This is a genomic window from Aeromonas sp. QDB11 (genome assembly GCF_027705265.1).
Taxonomy (GTDB): Bacteria; Pseudomonadota; Gammaproteobacteria; order Enterobacterales; family Aeromonadaceae; genus Aeromonas; species Aeromonas allosaccharophila.
This window is the reverse complement of the sequence record NZ_JAPDBM010000042.1, coordinates 13036-34534: the sequence shown is the minus strand read 5'-3', so window position 1 is coordinate 34534 and position 21499 is coordinate 13036. Positions and strand designations below refer to the sequence as shown.

The window sequence follows — 21499 nt, the reverse complement described above, 5'->3', positions numbered from 1 at the left end:
AAAAAAGAGGGGAGCCGATGGCTCCCCTCTTTCGTTACTGATAGCTGATTACAGCTTGGTCCAGGCATCGCTCCAGGCAGAGCCGGTCGCGGTTGATGCGTAGTGGCTGAGGGAGCCAGCGGCCCCCTCTTGCTTATGACCTGCTGATTACAGCTTGGTCCAGGCATCGCTCCAGGCAGAGCCGGTCGCGGTTGATGCGTAGTGGCTGAGGGAGCCAACGGCTCCCTCTTGGTTATGACCTGCTGATTACAGCTTGGTCCAGGCATCGCTCCAGGCAGAGCCGGTACCCGGTGCATAGTGGCTGGTCGAGCCGCCACACCAGCCGCTGTAGGGCCAGGGTTTGCACTCGTAGTTGCCACCGGCATTGCTGACCCGATCACCAGCCTGATAGCCGGTGTTGGGGGCATAGGCCGGGTAGTCGCCATCGTTGCCGCCGTTGTCGCTCTCTTCGGCCAGAGTGACCGGGAAGCGCTGTACCACCGGCTTCTGGCCGTCAGCCAGACCGGTAATCACCACGTCGTAGCTGCCATCGGTGACGTTGCTGCCCTGCAATACCAGGGTGCTGGTACCGTTCACCTTGCTGCTGGTGGTGCCGTGGCTGCGGCCGTTCTGCTCCAGGGTTGCGGTGATCTGGACCGGGTTGGCGGTCGTCACGTTGAAACGGATGCTGACCTGACCGTTGACGATGGTGTAGTCGGAGCCCATGGCGCTGACGGTGAAGTCGCTGCTGTTGATCACCGGCGGCTTGTTGCCACCATCGCAATCGCTGTCGCCCTGAACTTTCCAGACGCCCCAGTCACCTGTGGTGCCCGGCTCTTCATTCTGGGTCCACCAGCCTGCCAGCCAGTTCTTGCCGTTGTGGCTGACGATGTCGCCGCCCACGTAGACCTTCTTGGCATCCCAGCTGTTTTCACAGATGGCGCCCTGCTCCTTGACGGTCACGTTGCGCTGCTGGGTCACCAGCTGGCCTGCGCTGTCGCTCACCTGATAGGTGAGGGTGTAGCGACCAACCTTGTTGCTGTCGACGCTGCCGTTGACCTTGATCTGGGCGGTCAGATCGCCATCTTCTTCGTCATGGGCGCTGACGCCGGTCATCGGATCGAAGGGGGTGCCCAGCTCCAGCGTGGTATCGGTGACGCCGCTGAATACCGGCTTCATGCTGTAGACCTCGACGCTGCGTACCTGCTCGGTGACGTTGTTGTCGCGATCGCTCACCTTGTAGGTGAGGGGGTAGAGACCGATGCGCTGGCTGTCTACCGAGCCTTCCACCTGGATCTGGCCAGTCAGGTCGCCATCTTCCTTGTCGTTGGCGGTGACCCCGGCCAGCGGATCAAAGGCGGTGCCCTGTTTGATGCGGGTATCGCTCACGCCGCTGAACACCGGCTTGCCGTTGTCGATCGGCGGGGTGATCTCCTGCTCGTGAATGAAGGGGCCGTAGCTCTTGATGAAGGATTCGTTGTAGGACTGACCGGCGGCATTGCGACCCATGTCCCAGTTGATGGACCAGGTCATCACGCCGCGCAGGGGCTGACCCTGGTTCTTCAGCTTGTTGAAGGCATCGAACAGATCCTGCGGATTCTTGACGTAACCGGTGGCGGCGGCATCGATGTTGGTCGGGATGCCGAACACCAGCTTGTCGTGGGGGATCTTGTAGTAGCCGCGGGTGCCGTTGATCAGCGAGTCGGCGATGTAGTAGATGAACTCTTCTTTCAGCGCATCGTTGTTCTGGGCAATCCAGCCGATACCGTCGATCCAGATGCCATCGCCACCCTGGTTGTAGAACTGCGGGTTGATCCAGTCGTAGTAACCTTCCAGTGCCCGCAGATAGGGGGTGTAGAGGCCGTTGGCGGTCAGGTAGGGGAACTCCGGCGCCATGGTGATGAGGAAGTTTTTCCCCTGGGCGCGGTAGTGATCCTTAACCAGACGCAGGGCGGCCGGGATCACGGTCTGGTTGTTGGCGGCGGTGACGGCAGCCTGCTCCAGATCGATATCCAGACCGTCGAAGCCATAGGTCTCCACCAGGCGGATGATCTCGTCGGCGAAGGCCTGCTCCTGACCGGTACGCAGTTCGATGTGCGCATCGGCACCGCCCAGCGCCAGCAGCACGGCACGGCCCTGGCGGTTCAGCTCGGCGATTTGCTCGATGAACTGGCTTTCGCTCATGCCGGTGGCGGTATCCAGCTTGAAGGTCGGGATCGGATTGCTGCCATAGACCTTCATGAAGGAGACATCGACCACGTTGTATTGCGGGTTGACCTGATCGAGTTTGACGCAGGGGGCTGTGCCACCCTGATAACCGGCGCCGCCGCACCAGTTGTGCCAGTAGCCGACCACTACGCCGGATTGCGGGTTGACCATGCTCTGGCCAGCGGTGGCTGCGTGCAGCATGGGGCTGGTGGCGCCGATCAGGCAGCCCAGCAGGGAGAGTTTGAACTTGTTCATCATTGCTCCGTACATTGCAAAAGGAGGCCCATCAGGGGATGGGCTTCGGGGGCAGCTCCGCTGTCATAGGAAAATCCCTTAGACCGGTGGCTTTGCGTGGAGGTCTTTCGAACCACCTTGCCTTTTTCACCCGACCTCTGTCTGGTACAGAGAATCAAGCAGCCCCCAAATTAGCCGCATATGGTAGGAGGGGGAAGATAAATTAATCAATGTGCTCTTCTGTATGTCACATTTTGGAAAAATTTAATAATTCAATGTGTTCCATACGATGTTTGCTTAAATAACGCGATGCGCGACAAGGGGCAAACGCTGATGGCCACAGGCTTGGTGAGGACTTTGGCCATCACAATCGGCGCGAGCGAACTCCCGTTTTGTCGCGCGGGAAATATGGGTCACAGGCCCGGCGGCTTGTGTCATGAGTTGACGCGCAGGGGGCAGGCGGAGCGCTGGTTGTGAGACGAATGGCAAAAAGGGGGCGGGAGTGTGATTCCAGCTTGATTATTGCATGGGTTGCCCACATGTTAGAAAGCCATACAGAGCTGCTAAAGCGGTCTGTTCAAGACCAAACAAGAGGTAACCGGGATGAATAACCCTTTGCTGACAATGGATTCGCTGCCCCCTTTCAGCCAGATCAAGCCGGAGCAGGTACAGCCTGCCGTGATTCAGGCGATTGCTGATTGCAAGCAGAAGATCAGCGATGTGCTGGCCCAGCGTGAACCCCATACCTGGGATAGCCTGATTGCCCCGCTGGAAGAGGTAAATGACCGTCTGTCACGGATCTGGTCACCGGTCAGCCACCTCAACTCCGTACTCAACAGCGAAGCACTGCGCGAGGCCCATGACGCCTGCCTGCCGCTGCTCTCCGAATTCCAGACCTATGTCGGTCAGCATGAAGGGCTCTATCAGGCCTATCTGGCCCTCTCCCAGAGCGATGATTTCCCGCTGCTGAGCGGCGCCCAGCGCAAGGAGATCCAGAATACCCTGCGTGACTTCCGCCTCTCCGGTATCGGTCTGCCTGCCGAGGCGCAGCAGCGTTATGGCGAAATTCAGGCCTGCCTCTCCGAGCTGGCCTCCCGCTTCAGCAACAACGTGCTGGATGCAACCCAGGGCTGGCACAAGCTGGTGGCCGATGAAGCCGAACTGGCCGGTCTGCCCGACAGCGTGCGTGCCGCTGCCCGTCAGATGGCCGAGCTCAAGGGCAAAGAGGGGTGGCTGTTCACCCTGGATATCCCCTCTTACCTGCCGGTGATGATGTACTCGGACAACCGCGAACTGCGTGCCGAGATGTATCAGGCCTTCACCACCCGCGCCTCCGATCAGGGCCCCAATGCGGGCAAGTGGGACAACTCCGCCATCATGAGCGAGCTGCTCACCCTGCGCCGCGAACTGGCTCAGCTGCTGGGCTTTGCCAACTATGCCGAGCTCTCCCTGGCCACCAAGATGGCGGACAAGACCGAACAGGTGGTGAGCTTCCTCACCGATCTGGCGGCCAAGTCCCTGCCGCAGGGCAAGGCCGAGTTGGAAGAGATCCGCGCCTTCGCCGCCGAGCAACACGGTCAGGGCGAGCTGGCTGCCTGGGATCTCGCCTACTACGCCGAGAAGCTCAAGCAGCACAAGTTCTCCATCTCCGACGAGCAGCTGCGCCCCTACTTCCCCGCCAGCAAGGTGGTGAAGGGGCTGTTCGAGGTGGTCAAGCGGGTGTTCGGCATGAAGGTGCGCGAGCGCCTCGGCATCGACACCTGGCACCCGGACGTGCGTTTCTACGACATCTTCGACGCCGAGGACGAGCTGCGTGGCAGCTTCTACCTCGACCTCTACGCCCGCGAGCACAAGCAGGGCGGTGCCTGGATGGACGTCTGCCTGGGTCGTCGCTACCGTCAGGATGGCTCGCTGCAAAAGCCGGTGGCCTACCTGACCTGCAACTTCAACGGCCCGGTGGATGGCAAGCCTGCACTGTTCACCCACAACGAAGTGGTCACCCTGTTCCACGAGTTCGGCCACGGCATTCACCACATGCTGACCCGCATCGACGTGGCCGGTGTCGCCGGTATCAACGGCGTGGCCTGGGATGCGGTGGAGCTGCCGAGCCAGTTCCTCGAGAACTGGTGCTGGGAGTCCGAGGCGCTGGCCTTTATCTCCGGCCATTACGAGACCGGCGAGCCGCTGCCTGCCGATCTGCTGGAGAAGATGCTGACGGCTCGCAACTTCCAGGCGGCGATGCAGATGCTGCGCCAGCTGGAGTTCGCCCTGTTCGACTTCCGTCTCCATCAGGAGTTTGACCCGGCCAATCCGGCGCAACTCCCGGCGCTGCTGGACGAGGTGCGCAGTCAGGTGGCCGTGATGACGCCACCGGCGTTCAACCGCTTCCAGCACAGCTTCTCCCACATCTTCGCGGGCGGCTATGCGGCGGGCTACTACAGCTACAAGTGGGCCGAAGTGCTCTCTGCCGATGCCTTCTCCCGCTTCGAGGAGGAGGGGATCTTCAACCCGGCGACCGGCCAATCTTTCCTGAAGAATATTCTGGAGAAGGGCGGCTCGAAGGAGCCGATGGAGCTGTTCCGTGCTTTCCGTGGTCGCGAGCCCAAGGTGGATGCCCTGCTCAGACACAGCGGGATTGCCGCCTGAGGGCCCCTTACCGTACTGAGCTTCAAGTAGATACTTTTTGCGGCATAGTGGGATCAAACCGTGATTTTTACGACAAAAAGGGACCTTTTGGTCCCTTTTTTCAAGGCTTTTTAATATCTTGCTGATTGCATATTTGCACTGCCCACGGCTCTTCAGTAGAGTCGTGTTCTAACCTTCAAGGAGAGAAAGCCACTTGCCATGAGGCGAGCACTCGATTCCGTCTATCAAATCATCTCCAGTCTGGCTCATTCGAGCGGCCAGGGATATTTCGATACTTTTGTGAGTGAAATCGCCGCTGCTGTGATGGCTGATGTCGTCCTGATCGCCAGCAGGGAATCAAATGCTTCCCATCTGACGGTGCAGGCTGCCTACCCCTCCTCCCTTGACCCCGATACCCTGACGCTGCCCCTGACTGACACCCCTGATGCCATTACCTGGCAGGAGGGAGAGGCCTGGTTCAGCGATCGTCTGTTGCAACTGTTCCCCGCAATGCCGCTCGCCGAGGCGTGGCAAGCCCAGGCCTACGCCGGGATTGCCCTCAAGGATGCGGATGGCGAGACCATCGGCGTCTGCTGCCTGCTCTATCACCAGCCGCAGGCCAATATGGGCAAGGTGATGGGGCTGCTCCGGTTGCTGGGGGCGCTGGCCGGGCGTGAACTGGCGCTGATGTTGCAGCGGCAATTGCCGCAACCTGTGCCCGATGCCCCCCAGCTGCTGCAGAGCATGCTGTTTCAGGCGCCGGTGGGGATCGGCAAGCTCGATCTCACCGGCCGGATTCTCTGGGCCAATCCGGCCATCGAGAAGATGCTGGGTTATTCCCTCGACGAGCTGCTGTATCGCTCCATCTCCGACATCAATCACCCCGAAGATTGGCAGCGCAGTCTCGAATGTTACGAGCAGATCCACCGTGGCGAGCGCAGCAGCTTCACCCAGGAGAAGCGCTACTTCTGCAAGGGGGGCGAGATCCTGTGGGGGCGGGTAACCGTCACCCTGATCCGCGATGAGCAGCAGCAGCCGGACTACCTGATGGTGCTGCTGGAGAATATCGATCCTCTCAAGCGCCATGCGGAGCAGCTCAAGCTCTCCCACCGGGTCTATGACAACCTCTCCGAGGCCATTCTGGTGTGCGATGCCGACAGCCGCATCGTCTCGGTCAACCCGGCGTTCGAGCAGATCACCGGTTACAGCGGTGACGAGGCGCGGGGTCAGCGGCCCAGCATGCTCAAGTCCGGGTTGCATGACCAGACCTTCTATGCCGACATGTACCATGCGCTGGAGCGGGTGGGGGTATGGCGTGGCGAGGTGTGGAACAAGCGCAAGAACGGCAAGCTCTATCCGCAGCAGCTGATGATCAGTACCCTGCGCGAAGCCGGCAAGATTCAGCAATATATTGCCATTTTTAGCGATCTTTCCCAGACCAAGCAGGCCGAGCAGAAGATCGCGACCCAAGCCAACTATGACAACCTCACCAGCCTGCCGAACCGCTGGCTGTTTGGCCGCTGCCTCACCCGCTTCTGCGAGCGGGGCGAGCGCTTTGCACTGATGGTGCTCGATCTCAACAACTTCAAGGCGGTCAACAACAGCATGGATCACCATGCTGGCGATGCCCTGCTGCGAGAGGTGTCGGATCGGCTGGTGAGCCGGGTGCGCACCGAAGATCTGGTGGCCCGCATCGGCGGCGACGAATTTGCCTTTCTGGTGCCCGGCATCGTCACCCGCCGTCAGGCCGAGGTGTTTGCCAAGCAGGTGATCGGCAGCTTTGCCCGTCCGTTTATGCTGGCGAATCAGCATCTCTACGTCACGGCCACCGTCGGCATGACCCTCTGTCCGATCGATGGCAGCGAGAGCGACGAGCTGCTGCGCAATGCCGAGCAGGCGCTGTTTGCGGCAAAGCGGCAGGGGCGCTTGATAGGCTCTTACTGTTCCTCCATGCGGGAAGAGGTGCGCCAGCGCCACCAGATGCAGCAGGATCTGGCCGAAGCGATCAAGCTTGAGCAGCTGACCATGGCCTACCAGCCGATCTGGGACAACCGCAGCGGGCGGGTCGCCAAGCTGGAGGCGCTGGTGCGCTGGTATCACCCCCAATGGGGACAGGTCTCCCCTGCCGAGTTCATTCCGCTGGCGGAAGAGGCGGGGTTGATTCAGGGGCTGGGGGCGCTGGTATTGTGGCAGTCGTGCCGGGATCTGGCACGGTTGCAGCAGTCCGGCTTCCCGGATCTGCAGATGTCGATCAACCGCTCCACCATGGAGTTTCAGACCATCGACCCCGAGGCGAGCGAGTGGCTCAAGGTGATCCAGCACTTTGGGCTCGATCCTGCCGACATCGTCATCGAAATCACCGAATCTCTGCTGATGGAGAGTAGCGATCAGCACAGGGTGCGGATCGATGCCCTGCGCGAGGCGGGTTGCAAGCTGGCCATCGATGACTTCGGTACCGGCTACTCGGCCCTCAACTATTTGCGCACCTTCCCGGTGGATCTGGTCAAGATCGACCGCTCTTTCGTGCGCCATATCCCCTTCAACGAGCAGGATCGGCTGCTGCTCGACGGCATCATCAACATAGTGCACAACCTCGGCATGCAGGTGGTGATCGAGGGGGTAGAGACCCGCGAGCAGCTCAACTTCCTCTGCCAGAAAGGGTGTGCCTTCACCCAGGGTTATCTGCTCAGCCGCCCGCTGGCCTATGATGACCTCACCGATTACCTCGCCCTCAACCGTCAGGGGATGAACCTCACTGTCGTGAGCTGATCCACCGCTTCTGTTATCATGGCCGCTTCTGTACGTGCCATGAGTTTGCCCCCTATGCCCCATATTCAGGTTTTCAGTGAAGTCCCCGCCCGTGATGGCGAGCTCGACGCTCTGCGTTTACGCCTTGCCGACGTGGAGTTTCCGGCCCCGTTTGCGCTGGTACTGACTGAAGAGAGGCTGGAACTGCGCAAGCTGGATGAGCCCAAGCTGGGTGCCGTCTATGTGGACTTCGTGGAAGGGGCAGTGGCGCATCGCCGCAAGTTTGGCGGCGGTCGCGGCCAGTCCATCGCCAAGGCGGTGGGGCTCAAGGCCGGTGCCACTCCGACCGTGGTGGATGCCACTGCCGGGCTGGGGCGCGATGCCTTTGTGCTGGCCTCCCTCGGTTGCAAGGTGACCCTGATCGAACGCAGCCCCGTGGTGGCGGCTCTGTTGCAAGACGGGCTGACGCGTGCGGCGCAGGATCCCGAGATTGGCCCCTGGGTCAGCGAGCGGATGCAACTGCTGCAGGGCCCGGCGGTGGACAACCTGCTGGCGCTGCCGGAGCGGCCCGAGGTGATCTACCTCGACCCCATGTTCCCTCACAAGCAGAAGTCGGCGCTGGTGAAAAAAGAGATGCGGGTGTTCCAGTCGCTGGTGGGGCCGGATCTCGATGCGGATGTCCTGCTGCCTGCTGCGCTCAAGATGGCTGAGAAGCGGGTGGTGGTGAAGCGGCCGGACTATGCGGGCTGGCTCAACGAGCACAAACCCAGTATGGCCATCGAGACCAAGAGCAACCGCTTCGATGTCTACGTGATGGCGGCGCTGGCCGCGGGTTAACAGCCGGAGTGAGCTGCGGATGCAAAAAAGGAGGGCCAACGTCATGTTGGCCCTCCTTTTTCGTAGCGGATTCAGCGGGTAGGCGCGAAGCGGATCAGCTTCTCTTCCCCTTGCCAGTTCAGGCGCAGGGTCGCCAACTCCGCCAGACTGAGCCGCTCGCCACTGTGCAGCAACAGATACTCGACCCCCTCGCTGGCTTCGATGGTGCGGATCTTGTCATCCCACTGGCGACCCTCGCGACTGGTGAGGATCACCGGCAGTTGCCAGCTGGCGGCAATTTCGAGCCAGTCGTAGAGATCGCAGCTGATGGGGTGATAATCCGGCATGATCGGCTCCAAAACAGCCAGGTTGCTGAGTCAGGCTTCCTGTACGTGGGTTGGCCAGCCCATCTTCTGCTGGCGTTCCACCTCGAGCCGCAGCTCGCTGGCGCGCAGGTAGTGTTCATCCATCCAGCCCTTGGGCAGGGTCAGGGTCAGTGACTCCTCTTCTGCCTGCAGGGTGAAGCTGGGCACAGTGCCCTGGGTGCGGCGCATGCAGAGGATCAGCGCGATGCGCAGGATACGGGCCAGCCGGATCGCCTGACGACCGGTGACGGCACCCTGTTTCTCCAGCGGTTCCAGCTTGAATTCGTCCCGCTGGTTGAACAGCAGGGCCGACAACAGCTTCTTTTGCGCAGGGGTAAAGCCCGGCATGTCGATGTTGTCGATGATATAGGCGGCGTGTTGCGGCGCCTTCTTGTACTCGATACAGAGGCCGATCTCGTGCAGCAGCGCGGCATAACGCAAGATTGGGCGACCGTAGCGTTTCGAGAGTCGCCAGGTCGGTTGCAACTGGTTGAACGCCTCGACGGCGGTATCGCGTACCCGCTCGGCGTGCTCTTTATCCAGTTGATAGCGGCTGATCAGGCTGTCGGCGGTGCGATCCCGGGCATCACAGTCGTGATTGTTGCCCAGCAGACCGTAGATCAGCCCTTCACGCAGGGCCCCACCCGCGAGGGTCATGCTCTCGATATTCAGGGTTTCGAAGATGGCGATCAGGATGGCGAGGCCGGAGGGGAACACGGTCAGCCGTTCGGCCGCCAGCCCTTCCAGCTGCAGTCGGTCCAGCTTGCCGCAGGCGATGGCCTGACCCATCAGCTCCTGCAACTTCGGCAGGGTGACCCGTTCGCTCTTTCCTTGCGCCAGCATGATCTCTTGCAGCGCCTGTACCGTGCCGGAGGCGCCGACGCAGGTGCGCCAGCCGAGGGCGCGGTAATCTTCCGCCACCTTCTCCAGCACTGCCTTGGCGGCGGCAATCGCCTGCTCGAAACGGGCTTCGGAGAGCTCGCCATCACCGAAGTGGTTGTTGAGCCAGGTGACGCAGCCCATGTGCAGGCTGTTGAGCAGTTTTGCTTCGCTATGTTCGCCGATCACCAGTTCGGTACTGGCACCGCCGATGTCGATCACCAGCCGGTTGCCTTCCCCGGCAGAGGTCCAGGAGACCCCTTCGTAGATGGTCTTGGCCTCTTCCTCGCCCGAGATGATCTCGATGCTGTGGTTGAGCACCCGTTCCGCTTCGCTGAGGAACTCATCGACGTTGGTGGCAAGACGCAGGGTGGCGGTACCCACGACCCGGATATTGTCGGCCGGAATGTCCTGCAACTGCTCGGAGAAGAGACGCAGGCAGTCCCAGCCCCGCTCCATGGCGGCGCGGTTGAGACGAAATTCCTGATCGAGCCCGGCGGCGAGGCGCACCTTGCGTTTGACCTTGGCGACGGTGCGCAGGGCACCGGCGACCTCGCGCACCACCAGCATATGAAAGCTGTTGGAGCCGAGGTCGATGGCGGCATAGAGAGGCGAGTTGTGCAACTGGGCCTGTCCTTAGCTCTTGCGTGGCGGACGACGACGGTTGTTGCTGTTGCCACCGCCCTGACGATCCCGCATGTTGCGGTTCACCGGCTGACGGTTGCGGAACACCCGTTTCGGCGGGGTCACATCATCCAGCAGCGCTTCGCGGTCGTACTTGCTGACCGGAATGGCGTGGTGGATGTACTCCTCGATGGCCGGCAGGTTGAAGGCATAGTCTTCACAGGCCAGGCTGATGGAGTGACCGCTCTTGCCGGCACGACCGGTACGACCGATACGGTGTACATAGTCTTCGGCGTCGTCGGGCAGGTCGTAGTTGAAGACGTGGGTCACGTCAGGGATGTGCAGACCACGGGCGGCCACGTCGGTGGCGACCAGAATATCGAGCGCACCCTTGGTGAAATCCTCGAGGATCTTCATCCGCTTCTTCTGCGGCACGTCACCGGTCAGCAGACCGACGCGGTGGCCATCGTTCTCCAGCCAGGCATGTACATCTTCGCAGACATGCTTGGTGTTGGCGAAGACGATGGCTTTTTCTGGCCACTCCTCTTCCATCAGGGAGAGCAGCAGCAACATCTTGTCTTCGTTGGAGGGGTAGAACAGCTCCTCCTTGATCCGCACACCGGTCATCTGCTCCGGCTCGACTTGCACATGTTCCGGGTGGTTCATGTGTTCGTAGGCCAGCTCCTGCACCCGCAGGGAGAGGGTGGCGGAGAACAGCATGCTCAGACGTTCGGTCGGGGCAGGCATGCGGCGGAACAGGAAGCGGATGTCCTTGATGAAGCCGAGATCGAACATGCGATCCGCTTCGTCCAGTACCACGACCTGAATGTTGCTCAGATCGATCACCTTGGACTTGAAGTAGTCGATGATGCGACCCGTGGTGCCGATCAGGATGTCGACGCCCTGCTCCAGCACGGCCAACTGCTTGTCGTAACCTTCGCCACCGTAGGCGAGGCCGAGTTTCAGGCCGGTAGAAGCGGCGATGCTGTCGGCATCGTTATAGATCTGTACTGCCAGTTCCCGGGTGGGCGCCATGATGATGGCTCTGGGTTGGTTAACCAGACGGGGCTTGGTTAGCGGGTGAGTCAGTAGATAGTTGAATGTCGCGGCCAGGAAGGCAATGGTCTTGCCGGTTCCGGTCTGGGCCTGACCGGCGAGGTCATGACCTTCTACCAGCAGTGGCAGAGACAGTGCCTGGATGGGCGTGCAATAGTGAAATCCCTTTGATTCCAGACCAGCCAGAACTTCGGGTTCGAGGCCCATTTGGGCGAATTTGTCGGTCGTTAAGTGTGTTTTGCTCATGGCGGTAGGTTATCAGGTTAGGCTTGCAATAATAAACAGGATCATTTCAAATAGGGCAACTATTGCCTTTGTTGATATGTCAATAAAGCCTTAATTACTGACTGGAGTTGGAGATGAGTGACAAGATTGTTCAGCTGAGCGATGCCAGCTTCGAGGCAGATGTAATCAAAGCCGATGGCGCCGTTCTGGTCGACTTCTGGGCCGAGTGGTGTGGTCCGTGCAAGATGATTGCCCCGATCCTGGAAGAAGTTGCCCAAGAGTACGAAGGTCGCGTGACCGTAGCCAAACTGAACATCGACCATAACTCTGATACTCCGCCCAAGTACGGCATTCGTGGTATCCCGACCCTCTTGCTGTTCAAGAATGGCGAAGTGGCAGCGACCAAGGTCGGTGCACTGTCCAAGACTCAGCTGAAAGAGTTCCTGGACGGCAACCTGTAATAATCAAAGAGGAGCGCATTGCAATAATGCGCTCCTTGTGTTTTATCACCTAGACGCTCACCCCGATTGGTGCTAATTTATCGCTCGTTTGCTAACCTTTTTGCCTGACTCTTTGCTAACTACAGCCTGGCAATCAAATCCGATCAGCATCAATCCAGCAGACTGTCTCCTCATTCAATCCTTGCTTACAGACTTTCACCACTATGAATCTGACTGAATTAAAGAACACTCCTGTGTCCGAGCTGGTCAAGCTTGGCGAATCCATGGGGTTGGAAAATCTGGCTCGGGCGCACAAGAAAGATATTATTTTTGCAATCCTCAAGGCACACGCCAAGGGTGGCGAAGATATCTTTGGCGACGGTGTGCTGGAAATCCTGACCGATGGTTTCGGCTTCCTGCGTAGTGCAGACGGCTCCTATCTGGCAGGCCCGGACGATATCTACGTCTCCCCGAGCCAGATCCGCCGCTTCAACCTGCGTACCGGCGATACCATCTCCGGCAAGATCCGGCCACCGAAAGAGGGCGAACGTTACTTCGCGCTGCTCAAGGTCAACGAGGTCAACTACGACCGTCCGGAAAACTCCCGCAACAAGATCCTGTTTGAAAACCTTACCCCCCTGCATGCCAACGAACGTCTGCGTATGGAACGGGGTAACGGCTCTACCGAAGATATCACCGCCCGTGTGCTGGACCTGGCCTCCCCCATCGGTAAAGGCCAGCGTGGCCTGATCGTGGCGCCGCCCAAGGCCGGTAAGACCATGCTGCTGCAGAACATCGCCCAGAGCATCGCCTACAACCACCCGGACTGTGAACTGATCGTTCTGCTGATCGACGAGCGTCCGGAAGAAGTGACCGAGATGCAGCGCATGGTGAAGGGTGAAGTGATCGCTTCCACCTTCGACGAGCCTGCCTCCCGTCACGTTCAGGTTGCCGAAATGGTGATCGAGAAGGCCAAGCGTCTGGTCGAGCACAAGAAAGACGTGGTGATCCTGCTGGACTCCATCACCCGTCTGGCCCGTGCCTACAACACCGTCATCCCGTCATCCGGCAAGGTCCTGACCGGTGGTGTGGACGCCAACGCCCTGCACCGTCCCAAGCGCTTCTTCGGCGCCGCGCGTAACGTGGAGGAGGGTGGCAGCCTGACCATCATCGCCACCGCGCTGGTCGATACCGGTTCCAAGATGGACGAGGTTATCTACGAAGAGTTCAAGGGTACCGGCAACATGGAACTGCACCTCTCGCGCAAGATTGCCGAGAAGCGCGTCTATCCGGCTATCGACATCACCCGCTCCGGCACCCGTAAGGAAGAGCTGCTGACCGCGCCTGACGAGCTGCAGAAGATGTGGATCCTGCGCAAGATCATTCACCCGATGGGCGAGATTGACAGCATCGAGTTCCTGATCGACAAGTTGGCAGGCACCAAAACCAACGACGAGTTCTTCGACGCCATGCGGCGCCAGCAGAAGTAAGTCCGGTCACAAAATGACGAAACCGCGGCCCTGGTCGCGGTTTTTGTTTATCTGTTTTCCGGTCGCCCTAGTAGTATGAGATCCCGATGTCACAAGGATGGAGACGTCATGAAGCCTGTTTTCTGGTTGTTGCTGGGGTTGCTGAGCGCAATCCCGGTTCATGCGCAGGCTGCACCGGTTACGGTGACCGCCGAGACGCTGCAGACGCACCAGCGTTATCTGGCTAGCCGTCTGCAACAGGGGCAATTTGCCGCCATCGACTCTCTGCTGGCGGCCCTCAGCCGCGAGCAGCGGGAGTTCCTGCTGCTGCAACTGCTGCGCGATATTCCGGCGGCCGAACCGGCCTCCCCCGCGTTGCAACAGTGGGTCGAGGCTCAGGCTGGCAAGGCCCCGAAGTGGCTGGTGGAGCAGCAGGTCGACGGTTTTCTGGTGCAGCAGCCGGTCTACGATTTTGCCGCGCGCGCCCGGCAGTTGCTGGGGGAGTGGCAGATACAGGCGCTGCAAGCCAGCTATCGCCGCCAGCTGGAGCTCGGCAATTTCCGCTTCAAGAGCATCTATTACCGTGGCAATCCCGCGCTTGCCCAGCAGCAGCAAGCTCTGTTGCGGGCCCTCGACACCCAGCCGCTGTCGGTCTGGGTACGTGAAGCGCGACAACTGGCGGCGCAGAATATCTATCTGCCCGACAACCGCCTGCTGCTGTATCTGTTGCAAGGTACCGGTGAGCCTGCGCTGTATGCCCGCTTGTGGCACCGGCCGGTGGATCAGGATGCACTCACGGCGTTGCTCACCATCAACCGTTTCCATCAGGGCAATGTTGCCAGCGACCTGCTGATCGCCGCCAGTGACAATCCCGGATTGAAAGCATCGGCCCTGCGCCAGCTCAGTGCGCTCTCGCCCTTGCCGCCGCAGGCCCAGAAATACCTGCTGGCCGAACTCTCCAACCGCCAATACGGCGCACTGGTGGCCGGTCTGTTGATGGAGGTGGACGAGCCCCAGCTGCTCTCTGCGTTGGCCAGACGGCTCGGCCAGCGTGACACGCCCCCCATTGCTCCGAGCCTGCTGCCCGATTCGGGTACACCCGATGGACGGCCAGGGTTATAATGCCTGACCTCCTGAACCCGGTTGGGAACTTGCATGAAATACAAGGATTTGCGTGATTTCATCGCGCAGCTGGAACAAAACGGACAACTCAAGCGCATCACCCGCGAGATAGATCCCTATCTGGAGATGACCGAGATCAGCGATCGCACACTGCGTGCGGGCGGTCCGGCTCTGCTGTTCGAAAATCCCAAAGGCTACACCATGCCGGTGCTGACCAACCTGTTCGGCACGCCGGATCGGGTTGCCATGGGCATGGGCCAGCCCGATGTGGGTGCCCTGCGTCAGGTCGGGGTCTGGCTCTCCTATCTCAAGGAGCCCGAGCCGCCCAAGGGATTCAAGGAGCTGATGGAGAAGCTGCCGATCTTCAAGCAGGTGCTCAACATGCCGACCAAGCGCCTCTCTTCCGCCCCCTGCCAGCAGGTGGTGCAGGAGGGGGATGCGGTCGATCTCGACCAGATCCCGATCCAGCACTGCTGGCCCGGCGATGTGGCGCCGCTGGTTACCTGGGGTCTCACCATCACCCGCGGCCCCTACAAGAAGCGGCAGAACCTCGGCATCTATCGCCAGCAGAAGATCGCCAAAAACAAGCTGATCATGCGCTGGCTCGATCACCGTGGCGGCGCCATCGATTTTCGCGAGTGGCAGGAGGCCCATCCCGGTGAGCGTTTCCCGGTGGTGGTGGCGCTCGGCGCCGATCCGGCGACCATTCTCGGCGCGGTGACCCCGGTGCCGGATACCCTCTCCGAATATGCCTTTGCCGGTCTGCTGCGCGGCAGCCGTACCGAGGTGATCAAGGCCATCAGTTGCGATCTGGAGGTGCCCGCCAGCGCCGAGATCGTGCTGGAAGGCTATCTGGAGCCGGGTGAGCTGGCGCCGGAAGGGCCCTACGGCGATCACACCGGTTACTACAACGAGGTGGACGAGTTCCCGGTCTTCACCATCACCCACATCACCAAGCGGCGCGATGCCATCTATCACAGCACCTACACCGGCCGTCCGCCCGATGAACCGGCGGTGCTGGGGCTGGCACTGAACGAGGTGTTCGTGCCGCTGCTGCAGAAGCAGTTCCCCGAGATTGTGGACTTCTATCTGCCGCCGGAGGGGTGCTCCTACCGGATGGCGGTGGTCACCATCAAGAAGCGCTACCCGGGCCACGCCAAGCGGGTGATGCTGGGGGTCTGGTCCTTCCTGCGCCAGTTCATGTACACCAAGTTCGTGGTGGTGTGTGACGATGACGTCAACGCCCGCGACTGGAAGGATGTGATCTGGGCCATCACCACCCGGATGGACCCGGCACGGGACACCACCCTGATCGAGCATACGCCGATCGACTATCTGGACTTCGCCTCGCCGGTCTCCGGCCTCGGCTCCAAGATGGGGCTGGATGCCACCAACAAGTGGCCGGGCGAGACCAATCGGGAGTGGGGTCAGCCGATCGTGCAGGACGAGGCGGTGAAGCAGAAGGTCGATGCCATCTGGGATGAGCTGAAGATCCTCGACTGAGGCAAACATGGCTGCTTTGTTGCATTTGCTGCAAAAAGTGATGCGATCCGCAGTTATTTGAGTATTCTCGACTGACGGGGCCAGGGCTGCTGGTCGTCACTCCATAGTGAAACAATGAGCGAAGCGGGCCGAGCGAGCCCGCCACAAGGACAAGAATGCAACGTATCAAATGCCGCGTAGAGGAACTGCGCGAATATGTCGACACCATCTGGCATGTGGCCCTGGCGCCGCAGCAAGCGATCAGCTTCAAGCCGGGCCAGTATCTGCTGGTGGTGATGAGCGATTCGGACAAGCGCCCCTTCTCCATCGCCAACTCGCCGACCCGCCCGGGCGTGCTGGAGCTGCAAATTGGTGCCACTCCCGAAAATGCCTACGCCGGTCAGGTGCTGGCCCGCATGCGCGAGCAGGGCGAGATCGAGGTCGAATTGCCGGCTGGCAAGGCGTTCCTGCGCGATGAATCCCCCCGTCCGCTGATCCTGATGGCGGGCGGCACCGGCTTCTCTTACGCCCGCTCCATTCTGGAGTACCTGATCGACACGGGCAGCAAGCGCCCGGTGTTCTTCTACTGGGGCGTGCGTCAGGCTCATTGGCTCTACGAGCTGGAGCAGATGCAGCAGTGGGAGCGTGACTACGCGCCGCTCACCTTTATCCCGGTGGTGCAGGAGCCGGATGCTGACTGGACCGGCAAGAGCGGACTGGTACACAAGGCGATCATGGATGACTTCGTCAGCCTCCACGATTACGACATCTATGTCGCCGGTCGCTTCGAGATGGCTGGGGCCGCGCGGGAGGAGTTCAAGATCCTCGGCGCCGAGCCGGAGCGCATCTTCGGTGACGCCTACGAATTTATCTGACGGGATCCCCGTTTGGATGATGGAGCCCCCGGTTTTGCCGGGGGCTTTTGTTTTTTCACCTGCGGCCATAAAAATGGCGTCAAATGGCGCATTCACAGTCGCATTATCTCGTGATTTTTCGTCATTCTGGACATGAATGGCTACTAATCAGCCATGGCTAGTGGCATCTTTGTGAAGATTGTCAGCAAGCAGGGTAAGGATATCCGTAGTGATAGCGCAAGGAGAGGTCGGGTTGGGCGAACAGGGCAGGATATCGGCAACGGATGACAAGGCGGTGGGCGGCGCTGCGGAGCGCGGTGCGACCCTGTTCCCGTGCTCTCATGGTGGTGACCTGGCCCGTTTGCAGGCTGAAATCGCCGCGCTGAAACATGAAAACGGCCTGCTACAGGAGAAGCTCAACGCCGCCCTCGATGGCACCGGCATCTGCCTCTGGCAGGGCACCATCCCCACCGGTGAGCTGCGGGTCTTCAATCTGCAGAACTTTCAGGTCGGTGACATGGCTCCCCATTTCGAGCAGTGGAGCGCCAAGCTCCATCCCGATGATCGCGCCCACGCCATAGGTAGCTATTTCGCCCATCTTGAGGGCAAAACCCCCTTCTACGAAGCCGAATACCGTACCGTTAGCCCGGCTGGCGAGATCACCTGGCTGTGGGATCGGGGCCGTGTCGTCGATCGGGATAGTGATGGCAAGCCGCTGCGGATCATGGGCTCCCATATCGATATCACCCAGCGCAAGGCCTATGAACAGCGGCTGGCCGATCGCGCCAACAGCGACGCCCTCACCGGGTTGCTCAACCGGCAGGGATTTGGCAAGGCGTTCGCCCAGCAGAAACCGCAAGGGGCGGGGGCGCTGCTTTTTATCGACCTGGATGATTTCAAGGGGATCAATGACCAGCTGGGCCATGCCTGCGGTGATCAGGTGCTGCAGCAGATGGCGGACTGGTTGCGCCTCATCATGCCGGGCTCGGCGCTATGCGGCCGTTACGGCGGCGACGAGTTTGTGGTGCATCTGCACCGGGATGTTTCACACCATAGGTTGGCGCAACTGGCCGATGCGCTGATCAGCCGGATGCACGGCTATGTGCCCAAACCCGGCTGCTCGCAACGGGTGGGACTGAGCATCGGCATCGCGTTATGGGAGGGGGAGGCATTGACCTTCCGGCAGGCGCTGGAGGTGGCCGACAGAGCCATGTACGAGGCGAAGGCGCGCGGCAAGCGAGCCTGGTATCTGCTTCAGATGTGACCGCTTTGACAGAGTCAGCCCAGAGTAAAAACCCCAGCCGAGCTGGGGTTTCTGTTATTCGCCTTTGGCGCCGAGCTGTTGCTCGAGCTGAGCCAGCTTGCTTTCGAGGGCGGCCAGTTTTTCCCGGGTACGCAGCAGCACCTTGGTCTGCACATCGAACTCTTCGCGGCTGACCAGATCCAGCTTGCCCAGCTGGGCTTGCAGTACCTGACGCATCTTCTTCTCGGCCTCTTCACCCATGCTGCGAATGCCGGGCGGCAGGGAGTTGTGCACCTGCTTGGCGATCTCTTCCAGTTTCTTCGGGTCGATCATGATGTCCTCCTTAAGCGTTGGCGGACATTCTACCGACAATTCCCTCACTTTGCCGAGATCGCGGCGGCTTTTTAGTCGTGACGATGGCTGCTGGCTGGTCGGGTCTGGTTAATCCTCCGCTGTTGTTACCCTTGCGCCCCCTTGTTGACGTAAAACCTTGATTCTCGCCACAAACCTGAGCAGAAGATGACCAACATGAGTCTCGTTGGTTGTTGGTTTTATGTTAACTTTGTGCGGTCGAAGCGGTGAATGCTTCGTTGGCTTGTGATGGACAACAACCTATAAAGAGAACAAAAAATGAAGAAGAAGCTAATTTATGCCGCTGTGCTCAGCGCCCTGCTGGCCGGATGTGGTGGGGATGACAACAAGGGAGATACCACCAGCTCCCTCGACTACGCCCTGAGTGGCGCCAACGGGATTCGCCCGAGCGTGCTGGCCCCCCGTGCCAGCGATGGCACCCTGAAGTTTTCGACCGAGACTGCGGATCTGTCGAACCCGGTGTCTGCCCTCTCCACCCTGGATGGCTGGTCTACAACGCAACCTGTCCAGCTGGTACCGGCGACCGTGACCGGTGTCTCTGTGCCAGCACCTGCGGCCAGCGAGTACGCCTCTGCCGTTGCGCCCCTCTATCTGCTGGAGCTGGTGCTGGATCCGGTGACTCAGCGACCTGTTGGGGTGAAGAACAACAAGCCTCTGACCTATGGCACCGACTTTGTGGTGAGCGATGGCGGCGGCAAACTCAATCTGGTTCCGCTCAAGCCGCTTAATCCCTCTTCTTACTACATGATTGTGGCGACCGATTCCCTCAAGGACAGTCGCGGCACACCGCTCAAAGCGGGGGGTGATTACAGCAACTTCAAATCGGCTGCTGGCGCAACCACGCAGGAGCAGACCATCAACGGCCTGATCTCGCTGCAGGAAGGTCTGTTCAAGGCGGCCACCGGAATCACCAGCGACCGGGTGATCTTCTCCGACTGGTTTGCCACCCAATCTGGTGCCGATGTGCTGCTGGCAGTGAAGAGTGCCGCCGCTTCCGTGTTGAAGAGCCCGAGTCTGGACGCCGCGTCGCTGTGGAAACAGGATGCCAGGGGCAATACCAGCTTGCCGGCAACCTATACCATCAGCAGCCTTAATGGCGGCGTGGATTTTCTGACCCAGCTGGCTGCTGAGCCATTCCTGCCGCAGGATCAGAAAGATGCATTGAGTGCCGCCTTTGGTACTGGCATGCCGCTTAACGGTGTTGCCCTGTTGACCAAGGTTTACACCGGCACCGTCAAGCTCCCTTACTTCCTCTCTACACCCGCGCTGGCTGGCTCCTGGGACAAGGCCAAGACCCAATCCTGGCATGGTGCCATTCCCAGCCTCTATGCCATCGCCAACGCGCTGAAAGCGGGCGATACCGAGGTGATCGGTGGACTGGTCGGGGCGGGGGTGGATCCGGCACTGCTGGGTGAGCTGATCGCCGACCCGAGCCGTCAGAGTGAATTGCTGACCGAGGCGAGCAAGCTGATCGGGGTGACCCTCACCTCCGGTGGCAAACCGCTGGATGCCGAGCGCAATATCGGCCGTTTCAATCCGCTGCCGACCCTGACCGAAGTGCAATCGGTACCGCTGCGGATCTTTGCCACCGGGCCGCTGGCCAATGTCACCGATGTGATCATCTATCAGCACGGGGTCACCTCCATCAAGGAGAACGCCTATGCGCTGGCGCTGGGCCAAATCGGCGCCGGTGCCACAGCCAGCAAGAGCGTCGCTGTGGTAGTGATCGATCATCCGCTGCACGGTGAGCGTGGCTATGCCCTGAGTGGCAGCACGGATACCGTCACCACCTCCGAGAACCCGACGCCCTACCTGAATCTGGGCTATCTGACGGTGGCGCGGGACAACCTGAAACAGAGCGTGGCCGATCTGCTGGGACTGCGACTGGCCGTCGGGCTGGCCAATGCCAAGGGGCTGGGTGGTCAACTGGGCGGCGCCGGACTGAAGGTACATTTCCTCGGCCACTCGCTGGGGGCAATTGCCGGAGCCAATCTGCTGGCGGTGGCGAACCAGACCACCGGCAGTGCCCTGGCTGATGCCCTGTTCAAGTTCGATACCGGCGGTCTGGCGATGCCGGGTGGCGGCATAGCGCCGTTGCTGCTCAACTCGCCGAGCTTCGGGCCGACCATCAAGATGAGCGTGCTCACCTCGGGCAGTCCGGAGCTGAAAGCGGGCTTTACCGCCTATGCACCGAACTGCAAAACGCCTGCCGCCACTTGCTTCGTCAACGAGTTCCTGCCCAGTCTGGATGCGGCCACTCAGGCGGGGGCTGCGAGCACCTTGCAGAGCTATACCTTTGCCGCCCAGTCATTGCTGGACTCTGCCGACCCGATCAATCTGGGCAGTGGCGTCGCCAAGAGCTTCCCGCTATTCGCCACCGAAATTGTTGGCGATGGTGCGCTCAGCTTGCCGGATCAGGTGATCCCCAACAGCATCGCCTCCGCACCGCTGGGTGGTACCGAGCCACTGTTCCGGGTGCTGGGTTTGCAAGAGCTGAAGGGTTCCGGTGTGCTCCCGGCGGGTCACCATGCTGCACGCTTCCTGAAAGGGGGCCATAGCTCGCTACTGGCCCCTGACGAGAACTTCGATCAGGTTGGCGCGGTCACCACCGAGATCCAGACCCAGTTCGCCAGCTTCTTTATGAGTGGCGGTGCGGCGGTCAAGGTAACCGATGACACCCTGATCAAGCAGTAACTGCCTGTCGTGTAAAAAAACGCCGCCCTTCGGGGCGGCGTTGTTGTTTCTGCGGCAGCTGAAA

At 60.5% G+C, this 21499-nt stretch carries 15 protein-coding genes and 1 riboswitch; of the genes, 10 read left to right on the top strand and 5 right to left on the bottom strand.

The features are described 5' to 3' along the window. Positions 1-246: 246 nt before the first annotated feature. Positions 247-2442: an immunoglobulin-like domain-containing protein gene (locus tag OKC40_RS14625; RefSeq protein ID WP_139409685.1), complete on the bottom strand. Its 2196-nt coding sequence runs from the start codon at positions 2440-2442 to the stop codon at positions 247-249. Between the two features lie 47 nt (positions 2443-2489). Continuing rightward, a riboswitch (cyclic di-GMP riboswitch) is annotated at positions 2490-2574 on the bottom strand. 450 nt (positions 2575-3024) lie between these two features. On the opposite strand from OKC40_RS14625, the gene prlC reads away from it, so the two are divergent. The 3 genes from prlC to OKC40_RS14610 all read left to right on the top strand — a co-directional run bounded on the left by prlC (position 3025) and on the right by OKC40_RS14610 (position 8631). Beyond that, positions 3025-5067: an oligopeptidase A gene (gene prlC / locus OKC40_RS14620; protein WP_270795683.1), complete on the top strand. Its 2043-nt coding sequence runs from the start codon at positions 3025-3027 to the stop codon at positions 5065-5067. 198 nt (positions 5068-5265) lie between these two features. Further along, on the top strand, positions 5266-7815 hold the full coding sequence (locus tag OKC40_RS14615; RefSeq protein WP_182938548.1) for a putative bifunctional diguanylate cyclase/phosphodiesterase: 2550 nt from the start codon (positions 5266-5268) through the stop codon (positions 7813-7815). A 54-nt stretch (positions 7816-7869) separates the two neighbouring features. Continuing rightward, on the top strand, positions 7870-8631 hold the full coding sequence (locus OKC40_RS14610; RefSeq protein WP_267967859.1) for a class I SAM-dependent methyltransferase: 762 nt from the start codon (positions 7870-7872) through the stop codon (positions 8629-8631). 71 nt (positions 8632-8702) lie between these two features. Here OKC40_RS14610 and OKC40_RS14605 read toward each other — a convergent pair whose 3' ends face one another. From OKC40_RS14605 to rhlB, 3 genes are read right to left on the bottom strand one after another with little or no spacing between them, the layout of a single operon-like run. Beyond that, complete coding sequence (locus OKC40_RS14605) at positions 8703-8957, bottom strand: Rho-binding antiterminator (RefSeq protein WP_234605825.1); 255 nt, start codon at positions 8955-8957, stop codon at positions 8703-8705. A gap of 30 nt (positions 8958-8987) precedes the next feature. Beyond that, positions 8988-10478, bottom strand: coding sequence for a guanosine-5'-triphosphate,3'-diphosphate diphosphatase (gppA, locus tag OKC40_RS14600; protein WP_270795682.1), 1491 nt, complete (start codon positions 10476-10478; stop codon positions 8988-8990). 12 nt (positions 10479-10490) lie between these two features. Then, complete coding sequence (gene rhlB, locus OKC40_RS14595) at positions 10491-11780, bottom strand: ATP-dependent RNA helicase RhlB (RefSeq protein ID WP_042656763.1); 1290 nt, start codon at positions 11778-11780, stop codon at positions 10491-10493. Between the two features lie 113 nt (positions 11781-11893). On the opposite strand from rhlB, the gene trxA reads away from it, so the two are divergent. The 6 genes from trxA to OKC40_RS14565 all read left to right on the top strand — a co-directional run bounded on the left by trxA (position 11894) and on the right by OKC40_RS14565 (position 18390). Continuing rightward, positions 11894-12220 (top strand): thioredoxin TrxA, encoded by a 327-nt coding sequence (gene trxA / locus OKC40_RS14590; protein ID WP_005339416.1) that lies wholly within the window; start codon positions 11894-11896, stop codon positions 12218-12220. 203 nt (positions 12221-12423) lie between these two features. After that, complete coding sequence (gene rho / locus OKC40_RS14585) at positions 12424-13689, top strand: transcription termination factor Rho (RefSeq protein ID WP_042060814.1); 1266 nt, start codon at positions 12424-12426, stop codon at positions 13687-13689. 108 nt (positions 13690-13797) lie between these two features. Then, the gene (locus OKC40_RS14580) at positions 13798-14790 is read left to right on the top strand and encodes a hypothetical protein (protein ID WP_270795681.1); all 993 of its coding nucleotides are present in this window, start codon (positions 13798-13800) and stop codon (positions 14788-14790) included. A 33-nt stretch (positions 14791-14823) separates the two neighbouring features. Further along, positions 14824-16293, top strand: coding sequence for a 4-hydroxy-3-polyprenylbenzoate decarboxylase (gene ubiD / locus OKC40_RS14575; RefSeq protein WP_042060819.1), 1470 nt, complete (start codon positions 14824-14826; stop codon positions 16291-16293). A 155-nt stretch (positions 16294-16448) separates the two neighbouring features. Then, the gene (fre, locus tag OKC40_RS14570) at positions 16449-17147 is read left to right on the top strand and encodes an NAD(P)H-flavin reductase (RefSeq protein ID WP_058053186.1); all 699 of its coding nucleotides are present in this window, start codon (positions 16449-16451) and stop codon (positions 17145-17147) included. 208 nt (positions 17148-17355) lie between these two features. Continuing rightward, a complete protein-coding gene (locus OKC40_RS14565; RefSeq protein WP_270795680.1) occupies positions 17356-18390 on the top strand; it encodes a GGDEF domain-containing protein in 1035 nt (344 codons plus the stop codon). A gap of 54 nt (positions 18391-18444) precedes the next feature. On the opposite strand, the gene ubiK is transcribed toward OKC40_RS14565, so the two are convergent. Further along, positions 18445-18702 (bottom strand): ubiquinone biosynthesis accessory factor UbiK, encoded by a 258-nt coding sequence (gene ubiK, locus OKC40_RS14560; RefSeq protein ID WP_005339429.1) that lies wholly within the window; start codon positions 18700-18702, stop codon positions 18445-18447. A gap of 297 nt (positions 18703-18999) precedes the next feature. Here ubiK and OKC40_RS14555 point away from each other — a divergent pair, with 297 nt between their 5' ends. Then, positions 19000-21435 carry a VolA/Pla-1 family phospholipase gene (locus tag OKC40_RS14555; protein ID WP_270795679.1) on the top strand — a complete coding sequence of 812 codons (2436 nt, stop codon included), beginning with the start codon at positions 19000-19002 and terminating at the stop codon, positions 21433-21435. The last annotated feature ends 64 nt before the right edge of the window (positions 21436-21499 follow it).

Coding starts and splice junctions, on each gene's coding strand:
- OKC40_RS14625 (WP_139409685.1), bottom strand. CDS start 2,442: ATGAACAAGTTCAAACTCTCCCTGCTGGGCTGCCTGATCGGCGCCACC.
- prlC (WP_270795683.1), top strand. CDS start 3,025: ATGAATAACCCTTTGCTGACAATGGATTCGCTGCCCCCTTTCAGCCAG.
- OKC40_RS14615 (WP_182938548.1), top strand. CDS start 5,266: ATGAGGCGAGCACTCGATTCCGTCTATCAAATCATCTCCAGTCTGGCT.
- OKC40_RS14610 (WP_267967859.1), top strand. CDS start 7,870: ATGCCCCATATTCAGGTTTTCAGTGAAGTCCCCGCCCGTGATGGCGAG.
- OKC40_RS14605 (WP_234605825.1), bottom strand. CDS start 8,957: ATGCCGGATTATCACCCCATCAGCTGCGATCTCTACGACTGGCTCGAA.
- rhlB (WP_042656763.1), bottom strand. CDS start 11,780: ATGAGCAAAACACACTTAACGACCGACAAATTCGCCCAAATGGGCCTC.
- trxA (WP_005339416.1), top strand. CDS start 11,894: ATGAGTGACAAGATTGTTCAGCTGAGCGATGCCAGCTTCGAGGCAGAT.
- rho (WP_042060814.1), top strand. CDS start 12,424: ATGAATCTGACTGAATTAAAGAACACTCCTGTGTCCGAGCTGGTCAAG.
- OKC40_RS14580 (WP_270795681.1), top strand. CDS start 13,798: ATGAAGCCTGTTTTCTGGTTGTTGCTGGGGTTGCTGAGCGCAATCCCG.
- ubiD (WP_042060819.1), top strand. CDS start 14,824: ATGAAATACAAGGATTTGCGTGATTTCATCGCGCAGCTGGAACAAAAC.
- fre (WP_058053186.1), top strand. CDS start 16,449: ATGCAACGTATCAAATGCCGCGTAGAGGAACTGCGCGAATATGTCGAC.
- ubiK (WP_005339429.1), bottom strand. CDS start 18,702: ATGATCGACCCGAAGAAACTGGAAGAGATCGCCAAGCAGGTGCACAAC.
- OKC40_RS14555 (WP_270795679.1), top strand. CDS start 19,000: ATGAAGAAGAAGCTAATTTATGCCGCTGTGCTCAGCGCCCTGCTGGCC.